Source organism: Streptomyces sp. NPDC051322 (assembly GCF_040689485.1).
Taxonomy (GTDB): Bacteria; Actinomycetota; Actinomycetes; order Streptomycetales; family Streptomycetaceae; genus Streptomyces.
Map to the genome: position 1 here is coordinate 106104 of NZ_JBFBAK010000008.1, position 13430 is coordinate 119533.

Sequence of the window (13430 nt, forward strand, 5' to 3'; positions counted from 1 at the left end):
CGGCTCTCCACTTGGCGTACCGGGCCCGGTGGCAGGACGCCCGCTCCGCCCCGGCCCGCACCGCTGGGACAGCTGATGTCTCCGTGTCGTACACGGGATTCCCCTCTCGGATGGGAGTTGCTTGTGGGCGCCACTGGGCAGCTTTGTCCGCCGGGCGAAGTACCACAAGGGTGCGTGAGGGGATGGAATTCGGCCATATCGCCCGGTGCAAAAGAGGGAGCGGGCGTCGCGGCTCTCCGCGCAGCCGGCGCCCACGAGACCCGGCCGGCCGGAGCAGCCCGGGGCAGGCGCCACCGGCGCACAGGCGGCGTCGCCGGGTGCGCGCTCGCGCCGTGGTTGCGGAGGACGCGGAAGGCTACCGTCGGGGGTGAAGCGCGGACGCACACCGCTGTGCGTCCCCTCGGATGTGCATCTCCCCTGCGAAGGTGGAACACGTGAAGGCCATTCGTCGATTCACCGTCCGCCCCGTCCTCCCCGAGCCGCTGCAGCCGCTGAGCGAGCTCGCCCGCAACCTCCGCTGGTCCTGGCACGCCGGAACCCGGGACCTCTTCAAGGCAGTCGACCCCGACGCCTGGCAGACCGCGGGCGGTGACCCCGTGCGGCTGCTCGGCGCGGTCCGCGCCGAGCGGCTGACCGAACTGGCGACCGACCAGTCCTTCCTGCACCGGATCGACGCCGCGGCCGGCGATCTGGACGCCTATCTGCACGGTGATCGGTGGTACCAGCAGCAGCCGGCCGGGCTGCCCGCCGCCATCGGCTACTTCTCACCCGAATTCGGCGTCACCGCCGCTCTCCCGCAGTACTCCGGCGGCCTGGGCATCCTGGCCGGCGACCACCTCAAGGCCGCGAGCGATCTGGGCGTACCGCTCATCGGCGTCGGACTGCTCTACCGGCACGGCTACTTCCGCCAGTCCCTGTCGCGGGACGGCTGGCAGCAGGAGCACTACCCGGTCCTCGACCCCGACGAACTGCCGCTGACCCTGTTACGCGAGCGGGACGGCTCACCGAGCCTGATCTCCCTCGCGCTGCCCGGCGGGCGCTCGCTCAGCGCGCACATCTGGCAGGCCCGGGTGGGCCGGGTGCCGCTGCTGATGCTCGACTCCGACGTGGAGGAGAACGAACCGCGCGAACGCGACGTCACCGACCGGCTGTACGGCGGCGGCAGCGAGCACCGGCTCCTCCAGGAGATGCTGCTCGGCATCGGCGGGGTGCGGGCGCTGCGCGCGTACTGCGGGCACACCGGGCACCCGGCCCCCGAGGTGTTCCACACCAACGAGGGACACGCCGGATTCCTCGGCCTCGAACGCATCCGTGAGCTGATGGACGACGGGCTGGACTTCGACTCGGGTCTCGAGGCGGTGCGGGCCGGCACGGTCTTCACCACCCACACCCCGGTCCCGGCCGGAATCGACCGTTTCGACCGGGAGCTGGTCGCCCATCATTTCGGGGACGACGGCGAGCTGCCGGGTGTCGACGCCCGAAGGGTGCTCCAGCTGGGCTCGGAGACCTATCCGGGAGGCGATTCCACTCTCTTCAACATGGCGGTGATGGGGCTGCGACTCGCCCAGCGCGCCAACGGGGTGTCCACCCTGCACGGCGCGGTCAGCCGCGCGATGTTCGCCGGACTGTGGCCGGGATTCGACGCCGAAGAGGTGCCGATCACCTCCATCACCAACGGTGTGCACGCCCCGACCTGGGTGGCGCCCGAGGTCTTCGCGCTCGGCGCCGGGCAGATCGGCGCCGAACGCACCGAGCACGCCCTGTCGGTGGGCGGCTCGGAGCGCTGGGACGGCGTCGCGGACATCCCCGACGCGGACATCTGGCAGCTTCGGCGCACCCTGCGCGAACAGTTGGTCACCGAGGTCCGAAGCCGTCTGCGGGCGTCCTGGCGCGAGCGCGGCGCCTCCGAAGCCGAGCTCGGCTGGATCGAGGGGGTCCTCGACCCGGACGTCCTGACCATCGGGTTCGCTCGTCGGGTGCCCTCGTACAAGCGCCTCACCCTGATGCTGCGGGATCGTGAGCGGCTGATGGAGCTGCTGCTCCATCCGACCCGGCCGATCCAGATCGTGGTCGCGGGCAAGGCACATCCGGCCGACGACGGTGGCAAGCGCCTGGTCCAGGAGCTCGTGCGGTTCGCCGATGATCCACGGGTGCGCCACCGCATCGTCTTCCTGCCGGACTACGGCATGCGGATGGCCGGGCGGCTCTACCCGGGCTGCGACGTCTGGCTCAACAACCCGCTGCGTCCGCTGGAGGCCTGCGGCACCTCCGGAATGAAGGCCGCGCTCAACGGCTGTCTCAACCTGTCGGTGCTGGACGGCTGGTGGGACGAGTGGTTCGAACCGGACTTCGGCTGGGCCATCCCGACCGCCGACGGCACCGGCCTGGACGAGGACCGGCGCGACGAACTCGAGTCCGCCGCGCTGTACGCACTCATCGAGGACCGGGTGGCACCGCGCTTCTACGACCGGAACGGTGGCGGACTGCCCGAGCGCTGGGTCGCCATGGTCCGCAGCACCCTGGTGAACCTGGGCCCGAAGGTGCTGGCCGGGCGGATGGTGCGCGAGTACGTGGAGCGGCTCTACGGGCCCGCGGCTCTCGCCCACCGGGGTCTGGGCTCCGAGACCGCGCGGGAGCTGGCCGCTTGGAAGGCGCGGGTGCGGGCCGCCTGGCCCGATGTGCACGTCGACCGGGTGGAGGCTCTCACGCCGACCGCGGCGGACGGCACCGCGGAGCTGGGTTCGACGCTGACGCTGCGGGTGCGGGTCGCGCTCGGTGATCTGCGGCCGGACGACGTGGAGGTGCAAGCGGTGTCCGGGCGGGTCGACGCGCAGGACCGGATCACCGACGCACAGACCTTCCCGCTGAAACCGGCCGGCGGCCCCGACCTGGATGCCAACTGGTCGTACGAGGGCCCACTGGCCCTCGACCGCACGGGTCCTTACGGCTACACGGTCCGCGTCCTGCCGACCCACCGGCTGCTCGCCACCGGCGCCGATCTGGGCCTGGTCACCCTGCCGACCGGGGCGACGGGGGAGGGCGCGGGGCTTCTGATGCGCTGACCGTACTGATGCGCCGACCTGCGGCGCTGACGCGAGGTCACCGGTGAGAAGCCGTCACAGACGCAGGCCCCGCCGGGCGCCGGGTTTTCGGCGCCGGACGGGGCCCGCCATGCGGGGAAGGTGTTGTTACTTGACGTTGATCCCGCTCCAGGCGGCGCCGACCGCCTTGTACTCGGTGCTGGTCGTGCCGTACAGGTCGCCGGCCGCCTTCAGGGTCGCCTGGCGGGCGGCCGCGTAGTTGGTCGTGGAGGTCATGTACGTCGACAGGGCCTTGTACCAGATCTGGACGGCCTTGTCCCGGCCGATGCCGGTGACCGTGGAGCCGTTCGAGGTGGGGGAGTCGTAGCTGACGCCGTTGATGGTCTTCTTGCCGCTGCCCTCGCTGAGCAGGTAGAAGAAGTGGTTGGCCGGGCCTGACGAGTAGTGCACGTCGAGGTTGCCCAGGCTCGACGACCAGTAGTCGGCGGAGCCGCCGTCCTTGCTGGGCTTGTCCATGTACCGCAGCGGCGTGCCGTCGCCGTTGATGTCGATCTTCTCGCCGATGAGGTAGTCGCCCGGGTCGGAGGCGTTGTTGGCGTAGAACTCGACGGCGGTGCCGAAGATGTCCGATGTCGCCTCGTTGAGACCGCCGGACTCGCCGGTGTAGTCGAGGTTGGCGGTGGCCGCAGTCAGGCCGTGCGACATCTCGTGGCCGGCCACGTCGATGGCGGTCAGCGGGTCGGCGTTGCCGGACCCGTCGCCGTAGGTCATGCAGAAGCAGCTGTCGTCCCAGAAGGCGTTGACGTAGCTGTTGCCGTAGTGGACGCGGCTGTACGAGGCCTTGCCGTCGCCGGCGATGCCGTTCCGCTTGAGGACGTTCTTGTAGAAGTCCCACGTCTCGGCCGCGCCGTAGTGCGCGTCCACGGCCGCGGTCTGGGCGTTCGACGCGGCGCCGTTGCCCCAGGTGTCGTCTGCGTCGGTGAACAGCGTGCCCTTGCCGGAGGTGCCGTGGTTCAGGTTGTACGTCTTGTGACCACCGCGGGCGGCGTCGTTCAGCTGGTACTGCGAACCGGACTTGGTGGTGCCGAGTGTGACCTTGCCGCTGTACTCGCTGTTGCCGGTGCCGGTCTTGACGGCCTGCCACTGGGAGAGCTTCTTGCCCGTTGCCGCGTCGGTGACGACATGCAGTTGGCTCGGGGTGCCGTCGTCCTGGAAGCCGCCGATGACGGTCTCGTAGGCGAGCGTCGGCTTGCCGGTGGCGGCCCAGATGACCTTGCGGGGAGCGTTGTCGGTGGCGGCCTTGTCGGCACCGGCCGACTTGGCCGCGGAGAGCGCCTTCTGCTGAGCGGCGGCCGGCTTCACGGCGGCGGTGGTGCTCGCGACCTTGATGGTGGCCTTCGTCGCCTTGGTGACGCCGCTGACCGAGCCGGACTTGGCGGTGTGCACGATCAGATCGCCACCGAGGACGGGGAGTCCGTCGTAGGTGCGCTCGTAGCGGGTGTGCGTGGTGCCGTTGGCGTCCTTGATGACGTCTCTGACGACCAGTTTCTCCTTGCTGCCCAGGCTGAGCTCACGCGCGGTGCCCGCGGTGTCGGCGGCTGCCGCCCGGAGCAGATCGGCGTGCTGGTTGCTGGAGAGCGCGAGGGCCTGCGCCCCGACGGTGGCGGTCGTGGGGGAAGCGCCGGCCGAGGTGGCGGAGAGAGTGCTGACGCCGGTGGCGAGCAGCGCTGCGACTGCTATGGAACCGGCTATGCGCTGGGACCGCGATATACGAGTCACTCGGGTTTCCCTTTCAGAGGTGGGGGGTTGGGGAGAAGCGGGTGACATGCTCTTGACATATGAAGTTGTTGACCGGTGCTGCTTGTTGGGTGTTCGCCCGGGACGGAGGTCGCCCCGGGCGGACACCTTCAAGGCGTGATCAGAACGTCAGCTTCCAGCTGTTGAGCTTTCCGCTGTCGTACCGGTAGACATCCTGGACCTTGAGCTTCCAGGTGCCGTTGGCCGTCTCGGTGGACGCGTTGACCGTGTACTGGGCCACCACGTTGTCTGCCGAGTCGGACGAACTGGAGTTCTTCAAGCGGTATGTTTTCCCACTCGGACCGACCAGGTCAATGACCAGATCGCCGCGGTATGTGTGGGTGATGTTCACATCCACCTTGAGGGTGGAGGGCGCCTTGCCCGTCACACCCGTGACCGAGAGGGGCGAGTTGACCGCCGCGCCGCCGTCCGGGATGGACAGCGGGGTGGTGGACTCGAACACCGTGCCCGAGCCCGGGTCGCCACCGCCGGACCGGGAACCGACGTTGATGGCCGCCCAGGCGTCCGCGACCGACTTGTACTCGGCGCTGCTCGCCCCGTACAGCTCACTGGCGACCGCCAGCGTTCCGGTACGGGCCGCCGCGTAGTTCGTCGTCGAGGTGAACTTCTCGGTGAGTGCCTTGTACCAGATCAACTGGGCCTTGTCCCGGCCAATGCCGGTGACGGGCAGTCCGTCCGAGGTGGGCGAGTCGTAGTCGACGCCGTTGATGGTCTTCTTGCCGCTGCCCTCGCTGAGCAGGTAGAAGAAGTGGTTGGCCGGGCCCGACGAGTAGTGCACGTCGAGGTTGCCGAGACCCGAGTACCAGGAGTCGGCGGAGCCACCGTCCTTGCTGGGTTTGTCCATGTACCGCAGCGGCGTGCCGTCGCCGTTGATGTCGATCTTCTCGCCGATGAGGTAGTCGCCCTTGTCGGTGGCGTTGTTGGCGTAGAACTCGACCGACGTGCCGAAGATGTCGGACGTCGCCTCGTTGAGGCCGCCGGACTCGCCGCTGTAGTCGAGGCCGGCGGTCGCGGCGGTGACCCCGTGCGACATCTCGTGGCCGGCCACGTCGAGCGCGGTGAGCGGGTCGGCGTTGCCGGAGCCGTCGCCGTAGGTCATGCAGAAGCAGCTGTCGTCCCAGAAGGCGTTGACGTAGCTGTTGCCGTAGTGGACCCGGGAGTACGCGGCCACGCCGTCGCCCGCGATGCCGGTGCGGCCGAAGACGTTCTTGTAGAAGTCCCAGGTCTCCGCCGCGCCGTAGTGGGCGTCCGCCGCGGCGGTCTCCGAGTTGGAGGCCAGACCGTTGCCCCACACGTCGTCGCTGCCCGAGTAGAGCGTGCCCTTGCCGGACGTGCCGTGGTTCAGGTTGTACGTCTTGTGGCCGCCGCGCGCCGAGTCGTTGAGCGTGTACGTCGACCCCGACTGGGTGGTACCGAGGGTGACCTGCCCGCTGTACTCGGTGTTGCCGACGCCGGTCTCGATGGCCTGCCGCTCGTACAGCTTCTTGCCGGTGGCGGCATCGGTGACGACGTGGAGTTCGCTCGGGGTGCCGTCGTCCTGGAAGCCGCCGACGACGGTCTCGTAGGCGAGCGTCGGCTTGCCCTGCGCCAGCCAGATCACCTTGCGGGGGGCCCGGTCCGCCGCCGTCTTCTTCGAACCCTGCACCGCGGCCGCCCTGAGGGCGGACTTCTCGGCGGTGGCCGGCGCCACCGATGCGGTGGTCCGCACATTCTTCAGTTGCGCCCGGGACGCCTTGGTGACGCCCTCGGTCCGCCCCGCCTTCGTCGCGTCGACGACCAGGTCGCCGCCGAGGACGGGAAGTCCGTCATAGGTGCGCTCGTACCGGGTGTGTGTGGTGCCGTCCTGGTCCTTGACGACGTCATGGACCTGGAGCTGCTCATGGGTGCTGAGGCCCAGTTCCTTCGCGGTGGCCGCCTTGGTGGCATTGGCCTCGCGTATCAACTCCGCACGCTGGGCGGGCGAGAGCTTTGCGGGTATCGCGCCGGTGTGCGTCCTGCCGACCGCCGGTGCGGCGGTGTTCTCGGGTGAGGCGGAGGCGGTGCCGGCCTGGACGCCTATGGCGAGCAGGGCCGCAGCGGCGATCAGGGCGCCGGTGGCGGTGGCACGACGATGCGTGGGTCTCACGCGAACTCCTTCTGCGAGTGGGGGACAGGGCGGCCTGGTGAGCCGTCCCGGCAGAGCAAGCACGTGCGAAGAACGGGGAGAGAGTGTCATCCGGGACGACCCACTGTCAGGAGCGCGTCAACAAGTTGACCGGAAATCGTCCGTTGGCCGGAAGGTCATGTTCGCTATGTGTGAAGTTTGCTGATGAGCACGGTGATCCCGTCCAGAATGCGCGACAGCCCGAACTGGAAGACGGTTTCGAGGTCGAACTCGAAGTCGTCGTGTTCGGTGAGCGAATTCAGCAACGGGTACGCGCCGGTAGCGGCCAGCGCCTCGAACTGTGTCTCGTTCCGAGCCATCCACTCGTCCACCGACATCCCGGTGTCCTGCCGCGCCTGCGCTTCCAGATCGCTCGCCATGGCCAGCCCCTGGATGTAACCGAACAGGCTGAGGTGAAGGTGCATCACCTGGTTCTTCGAGAGCCCGGTGCCCTCGCCCGCGCGCAGCATCCACTCCGTGTAGGCCATCGCGTTCGGCGCGGGCTCAGGACGGGTGATGGAGGCCATGGCGTGTGCCATCCACGGATGGCGGTTGTACGCGTCCCACATCCAGCGCGAACCGAGTTCGAACCGCTCGCGCCAGTCGGCCGGCTGCACCGAGGGCAAGGGCTGCTCGCCGCAGACCGCGTCCGACATCAGGCGTACGAGTTCCCCCTTGCCCTGCACGTGCCGGTACAACGCCATGGTGGAGAGCCCGAGTTCGGTGGCCACCCGCCGCATCGAGAGGACCGGCAGTCCCTCGGCATCGGCGAGCGCGACGGCGGTACGCACGATGCGCTCGCGGGTCAGCCCGGGCGCGGGTGAGCCGACCGGCGCGGGAGCGGCGACCACCGTCCCGACGCCGGGCACCGCCCGTACCAGGCCGTCCTGGCGCAGCGCCGCCAGCGCCTTGGTGGCGGTGGCCATGGCCACCCCCCACTCCCGCGTGATGGCGCGGGTGGAGGGCACCAGCTCGCCCGGCGAGAGCGTGCCGTCCGCGATCCGGCTGCGGAGTTCGGCGGCGATCCTGAGATAGGGCGGCTGGCTGCTCATCTGCGTCACTGTACTAGTGCACCTGCTGGCCTTGGGGCGCGAAAAGCCTTTCCTTGCGGGGCATATGCGAGCGCGCACTACGGTGCACTAGGTTGAAGTTTGCGGCGTACGCAGCCTGCTGCTTCGCTCCTGACATGACCTCAAACCCCGTCACAGCCGGCCGTCGGGAATGGACCGCCCTGGCGGTTCTGATACTGCCGCTGCTGCTCGTGTCGATGGACGTCTCCATCCTCTACTTCGCCCTTCCGTACATCAGCAGGGACCTCGAACCCAGCGCCACCCAGCAGTTGTGGATCCTCGACATGTACGGCTTCGTGCTCGCCGGACTGCTGATCACGATGGGCTCCTTGGGCGATCGCATCGGCCGGCGGAAGCTGGTGCTCGCTGGGGCCGGCGTGTTCGGTGCGGCGTCCGTCGCCGCCGCGTACGCGCACAGCGCCGACATGTTCATCGCGGTACGGGCGTTGCTCGGGGTCGGCGGTGCCGCGCTGATGCCGTCGACCCTCGCCCTGATCCGTAATCTCTTCCGCGACGAGAAGGAGCGCGGCAGGGCGGTCGCCCTGTGGACCGTGGTGATGACGGCCGGCATCTCATTGGGGCCGGTGGTCAGCGGGCTGCTCCTGGCGCACTTCTGGTGGGGATCGGTCTTCCTGATCAACCTGCCCGCGATGGCACTGCTGTTGATCCTCGGGCCACGGCTGCTCCCGGAGTTCCGGACGGCCGCCGAGGGCCGGTTCGACGTACTGAGCGCCCTTCTCTCGCTGGCCGCGCTGCTGCCCGTCATCCAGGGTGTCAAGGAACTCGCGGCCCACGGCTACGCACCGCTGCCCGCGCTCTCCATCACCATGGGCCTTGCCGTCGGTGTGGTCTTCGTCCGCCGGCAGCAGACCCTCGACCACCCGGTGATCGATCTCACGCTGCTGCGGCGCCGGGCCTTCGGTGGCTCGCTGCTCGCCAATCTGCTCGCCATGTTCGCGACCATCGGGTTCGCCGTCTTCTTCAGCCAGTACCTCCAGTCGGTGCTCGGGATGAGTGCGCTCCGGGCGGCTCTGTGGTCACTGGTCCCGATCGCCGGGGTGGCGGTGCTGGCTCCGACCGGTGCACTGCTCGCGGGGCGCTTCGACCGGGCGTACGTGATGGCAGGCGGCTTCGCCGTATCGGCGGCGGGATTCCTCTGGATCAGCCGGGTGCACCCCGGTTCCCAGCTGTGGGTCGCGCTGGTCGGCTCGGCGGTCTACGCCGGCGGCCTGGTCGCTGCCACCACGCTGGCCAACGAACTCGCCATCGGAGCGGCGCCACCCGAGCGCGCGGGCGCGGCGGCCGCCGTACTGGAGTCGGGGCAGGAGCTGGGAGGGGCGCTGGGTATGGCCATCCTGGGATCCATCGGCTCAGCGGTCTACCGCAGCGATATGGCGGGCGCCCCGGACGCGGCCCGCGAGACGCTGGGCGGCGCGACCGCGGTGGCTCGCGGCTCGCTGCTCACCCAGGCCCAGCACGCCTTCGTCCACGGCTTGGACTTCGCCGCGTTCGGAGCCGCAGTGGCGATGGCCGGTGCCGCCGTCCTCTCCGTCGTGCTGCTGCGCGGCGCCCGGACCACGGCTACTGAGGTCTCAGCCCACCACGCTCTCCCGCCAGGCCCGGTGCAGGCCGGCGAACTGTCCGGATCCGGAGATCAGCGTCTCGGGGGACCCGTCCTCGACGATCCGGCCGTCCGCCATGACCAGCACCCGGTCGGCGATCTCCACGGTGGAGAGCCGGTGCGCGATGACCACGGCGGTGCGTCCGCGCAGCACCGTGTCCATGGCACGCTGCACGGCCCGCTCGCCGGGGATGTCGAGTGAGCTGGTGGCCTCGTCGAGAATCAGCACGGCGGGGTCGGCGAGCAGGGCCCGGGCGAACGCCACCAACTGGCGCTGTCCGGCCGAGATCCGACCGCCCCGCTTGCGTACGTCGGTGTCGTAGCCCTCGGGCAGCGCGCTGATGAAGTCGTGCGCGCCGATCGCCTTCGCGGACTGCTCGATCTCCCCGCGGGTCGCTTCCGGGCGGCCGATGGCGATGTTCTCCGCGATCGTCCCGGAGAAGAGGAAGGCCTCCTGCGTCACCATCACCACCCCCCGCCGCAGTTCGGACACCTCCAGATCGCCCAGCGGCACACCGTCGAGGCGGACCGCGCCCTCGGTCGGATCGTAGAAACGGGCCAGCAACTTGGCGAGCGTCGACTTTCCCGCCCCGGTCGAGCCGACGACCGCCACGGTCTGGCCGGCCGGGATGGTGAGGTCGAAACGCGGCAGCACCTCGCCCCCGGTGCGGTAGGCGAAGCGCACACCGTCGAAGACCACTTCGCGGCCCGGGTGTTCGGACTCCAGCGGGGGCAGCGGCCGCGGGGTCTTCGGGGCGGGTACGGACGGCTGCTGCGCCAGCAGGCCCGCGATCTTCTCCAGCGAAGCGGCCGCCGACTGGTAGGAGTTGAGGAACATGCCGAGCCGGTCGATCGGGTCGTACAGGCGGCGCAGGTAGAGCACCGAGGCGGCCAGCACACCGAGCGCCAGATGGCCTTCGGCCACCCGGTAGGCGCCCCACAGGACGATGCAGGCGACCGAGGTGTTGGCCACGATGCGGGACCCGACGACATAACGGGCCATCTCCAGCATCCCGTCGCCGTTGACCCGCTCATGCCGGTGGTTGAGCCGCTCGAACTCCGTGTCGTTGGCGTCCTCCCGTCGGAACGCCCGGACCGGCCTGATGCCGTTCATCGTCTCCGCGAACTTCACGATGACGGCGGCGACCGCCGTGGAGCGCTGAGCGAAGACGACGGTGACGCGGCGGCGGTACCGGCGGATGAGCACATACAGCGGTACGAACGAGAACACCGCGACCGTGCCGAGGCCCAGGTCCAGATAGACCAGCATGGCGCAGATGTAGACGACCGAGAGCACCACGTTGATGAGCTCCTGCAGACCGTCGGAGAGCAGCTCGCGCAGTGACTCCACATCCGTGGTGGAGCGGGAGATGAGCCGGCCCGAGGTGTAGCGCTCGTGGAAGTCCACGCTCAGTGCCTGGGCATGGCGGAAGATCCGGCCGCGGAGGTCGAGCAGCGCGCCCTGGTTGACACGCGCCGAGACCTGCACGAAGGAGAACTGCAGCACCCCGGAGACCAGCGCGCAGCCGAGGTAGCCGGCCCCGATCGCGATCAGCGGCCCGTTGTCGTGGTGGCGGAAAGCGGGCACCCCGCGGTCGATGGCGTACGCGACGAGCAGCGGGCCGGCCTGGACCGCGGCCTGTTGGATCAGCATGAGGAGCGCGGAGACGATGACCAGAGTCCGGTGCGGTGCGAGGAGCGAGCGCAGCAGGGCGCCCCTCGCTCCGGGCGGGGCGGGCAGCTTGTCCTTGTCGAACGAGTCGTCACCGGACCCGTCGGACGGGGCTCCGGCAGGGAACCGGTCGGCGGTCGCCTCATCCCCGGGCGCGGCGCCGGGGCCGGCGCCGCCGGACTCCGGCTCGGGTTCGGGGACCGGTTGCCGGCCGTCGACGGTGGTGGTCATCGGGTCTCGTCCCCTTCGGCGCCGGACATCAGCCAGGCGTACTCGGCGTTGCTGCGCAGCAGTTCATGGTGGGTGCCGACGGCCGCGATCCGCCCTTCCGACAGCAGGGCGACACGGTCGGCGAGCAGCACGGTGGACGGCCGGTGCGCGATGACCAGTGCGGTGGTCTCCGCGAGCACCCGGCGCAGCGCCGCCTCGACCAGTGCCTCGGTGTGCACGTCGAGCGCGGACAGCGGATCGTCCAGCACCAGGAAACGGGGCCGGCCGACGACGGCACGGGCCAGCGCGAGTCGCTGACGCTGGCCGCCCGACAGGCTCAGCCCCTGCTCGCCGACCTGCGTCCCGGTGCCGAGCGGCAGATCGTGCACGAAGTCAGCCTGGGCGGTGGAGAGCGCCCGCAGCAGCGCATCCTCGTCGGCTTCCGCATCGCCCATCAGTACGTTCTCTCCGGCGCTCGCCGAGAAGAGGGTGGGCTCCTCGAAGGCCACCGACACCAGTTCGCGCAACTGTCGGCGCGGCATGGCGGTGATGTCCGCGCCGTCCAGGGTGATCCGGCCGCCGGTGCTCTCGTGCAGCCGCGGTACCAGCGAGGTGAGGGTGGTCTTGCCGGAACCGGTGGCTCCGACGAGGGCCAGCGTCTCGCCGGAACGGATGTGCAGATCGATCCCCGCGAGGACCGGCGGGGTGTCCGGGGCGGCGTCGGGGTACCGGAATTCGACGTCCTCGAAACGCAGCCCGCTGCCCTCGGCGGGGACCGCGGAGGGGCCCGGCTCGGCCGGCTCGGACTCCTCGGCCACGTCCAGCACCTCGAAGTAGCGCTGGGTGGCGGTAGCCGCATCCTGGCTGATGGCCAGCAGGAAGCCGATCGACTCCACCGGCCACCGCAGCGCCAGCGCCGTCGAGAGGAAGGCGACCAGGGTGCCCGCCGACAGATCCCCGTCGGCGACCTGGACGGTGCCCAGCACCAGCGCCGCGCCGATCGCCATTTCCGGAATCGTGGTGATCAGGGCCCAGATTCCCGCCAGCAGACGGGCCTTGACCAGCTCGGTGGCGCGCAGTTCCTCGGACAGTTCGCGGAACGCCAGGGCCTGGCTGCGGTGGCGGCCGAAGCCCTTGATGATGCGGATGCCGAGCACGCTCTCCTCGACGACCGTGGTGAGGTCACCGACCTGGTCCTGGGAGCGGCGGGCGACCCGGGAGTACTTCGTCTCGAAGATCTCGCACAGGATCACCAGGGGGACGACCGGAGCCAGCAGGACCAGACCGAGCGTCCACTGCTGGACCAGCAGAATGGCGAAGCCGACCACGATCGTCACCCCGTTGACCAGGAGGAACGTCAGCGGGAAGGCGAGGAACATGCGGAGCAGCATCAGGTCCGTGGTGCCGCGCGAGAGCAACTGCCCGGAGGGCCAGCGGTCGTGGAAAGCCACCGGGAGCCGCTGCAGGTGCCGGTAGAGATCGGCACGCATGGACGCTTCGACGCCGGCGAGCGGCCGGGCGACCAGCCAGCGCCGCAGACCGAAGAGCAGCGCTTCCGCGATACCGAGCCCGAACAGCATCAGCGCGCCGAGCTGGACCCCACCGGTGTCCCGGTCGGTGACCGGGCCGTCCACGATCCACTTCAGCACCAACGGGATGACCAGCCCGAGACAGGACGCCAGGATCGCGACGAACGCCGCGCCGGCCAGCCGTCTTCGGACCGGGAGCACGTACGGCCGCAGCCGCAGCAGGGAACGGACTCCGGACAGGTGCTTGGTCGCTGCAGGTGTTTCGGACATCGATGGCGAGCCTACGGTTCAGCACTGACAGTGCCCACTGACTTTTGCGGCAGCCC

Annotated in this window: 6 protein-coding genes and 1 pseudogene; 2 read left to right on the forward strand and 5 right to left on the reverse strand. The window is 69.8% G+C overall.

All coding sequences use genetic code 11. The features are described 5' to 3' along the window. Positions 1 to 434 precede the first annotated feature (434 nt). Complete coding sequence (gene glgP, locus AB0436_RS19795; protein ID WP_366469203.1) at positions 435 to 3062, forward strand: alpha-glucan family phosphorylase; 2628 nt, start codon at positions 435 to 437, stop codon at positions 3060 to 3062. Between the two features lie 126 nt (positions 3063 to 3188). Here glgP and AB0436_RS19800 read toward each other — a convergent pair whose 3' ends face one another. The 3 genes from AB0436_RS19800 to AB0436_RS19810 form a co-directional block, all read right to left on the reverse strand. After that, entirely contained in the window at positions 3189 to 4868 is a 1680-nt protein-coding gene (locus tag AB0436_RS19800) for a M4 family metallopeptidase (protein ID WP_366469204.1), read from the reverse strand. Between the two features lie 91 nt (positions 4869 to 4959). After that, entirely contained in the window at positions 4960 to 6984 is a 2025-nt protein-coding gene (locus AB0436_RS19805; protein ID WP_366469205.1) for a M4 family metallopeptidase, read from the reverse strand. Positions 6985 to 7148: 164 nt separating this feature from the next. Next, the gene (locus tag AB0436_RS19810; RefSeq protein WP_366469206.1) at positions 7149 to 8054 is read right to left on the reverse strand and encodes a TetR/AcrR family transcriptional regulator C-terminal domain-containing protein; all 906 of its coding nucleotides are present in this window, start codon (positions 8052 to 8054) and stop codon (positions 7149 to 7151) included. Between the two features lie 134 nt (positions 8055 to 8188). Between AB0436_RS19810 and AB0436_RS19815 the strand changes: the two are divergent. Further along, a pseudogene (locus tag AB0436_RS19815) lies at positions 8189 to 9643 on the forward strand (MFS transporter); the annotation flags it as partial. A gap of 21 nt (positions 9644 to 9664) precedes the next feature. Here the strand turns inward: AB0436_RS19815 and AB0436_RS19820 are convergent. Continuing rightward, a complete protein-coding gene (locus AB0436_RS19820) occupies positions 9665 to 11596 on the reverse strand; it encodes an ABC transporter ATP-binding protein (RefSeq protein WP_366469207.1) in 1932 nt (643 codons plus the stop codon). Continuing rightward, positions 11593 to 13374, reverse strand: coding sequence for an ABC transporter ATP-binding protein (locus AB0436_RS19825; protein ID WP_366469208.1), 1782 nt, complete (start codon positions 13372 to 13374; stop codon positions 11593 to 11595). The genes AB0436_RS19820 and AB0436_RS19825 overlap by 4 nt, the downstream gene beginning before the upstream one ends. Between the last annotated feature and the right edge of the window lie 56 nt (positions 13375 to 13430).

Coding starts and splice junctions, on each gene's coding strand:
- AB0436_RS19820 (WP_366469207.1), bottom strand. CDS start 11,596: ATGACCACCACCGTCGACGGCCGGCAACCGGTCCCCGAACCCGAGCCG.
- AB0436_RS19825 (WP_366469208.1), bottom strand. CDS start 13,374: ATGTCCGAAACACCTGCAGCGACCAAGCACCTGTCCGGAGTCCGTTCC.
- AB0436_RS19800 (WP_366469204.1), bottom strand. CDS start 4,868: ATGTCACCCGCTTCTCCCCAACCCCCCACCTCTGAAAGGGAAACCCGA.
- AB0436_RS19810 (WP_366469206.1), bottom strand. CDS start 8,054: ATGAGCAGCCAGCCGCCCTATCTCAGGATCGCCGCCGAACTCCGCAGC.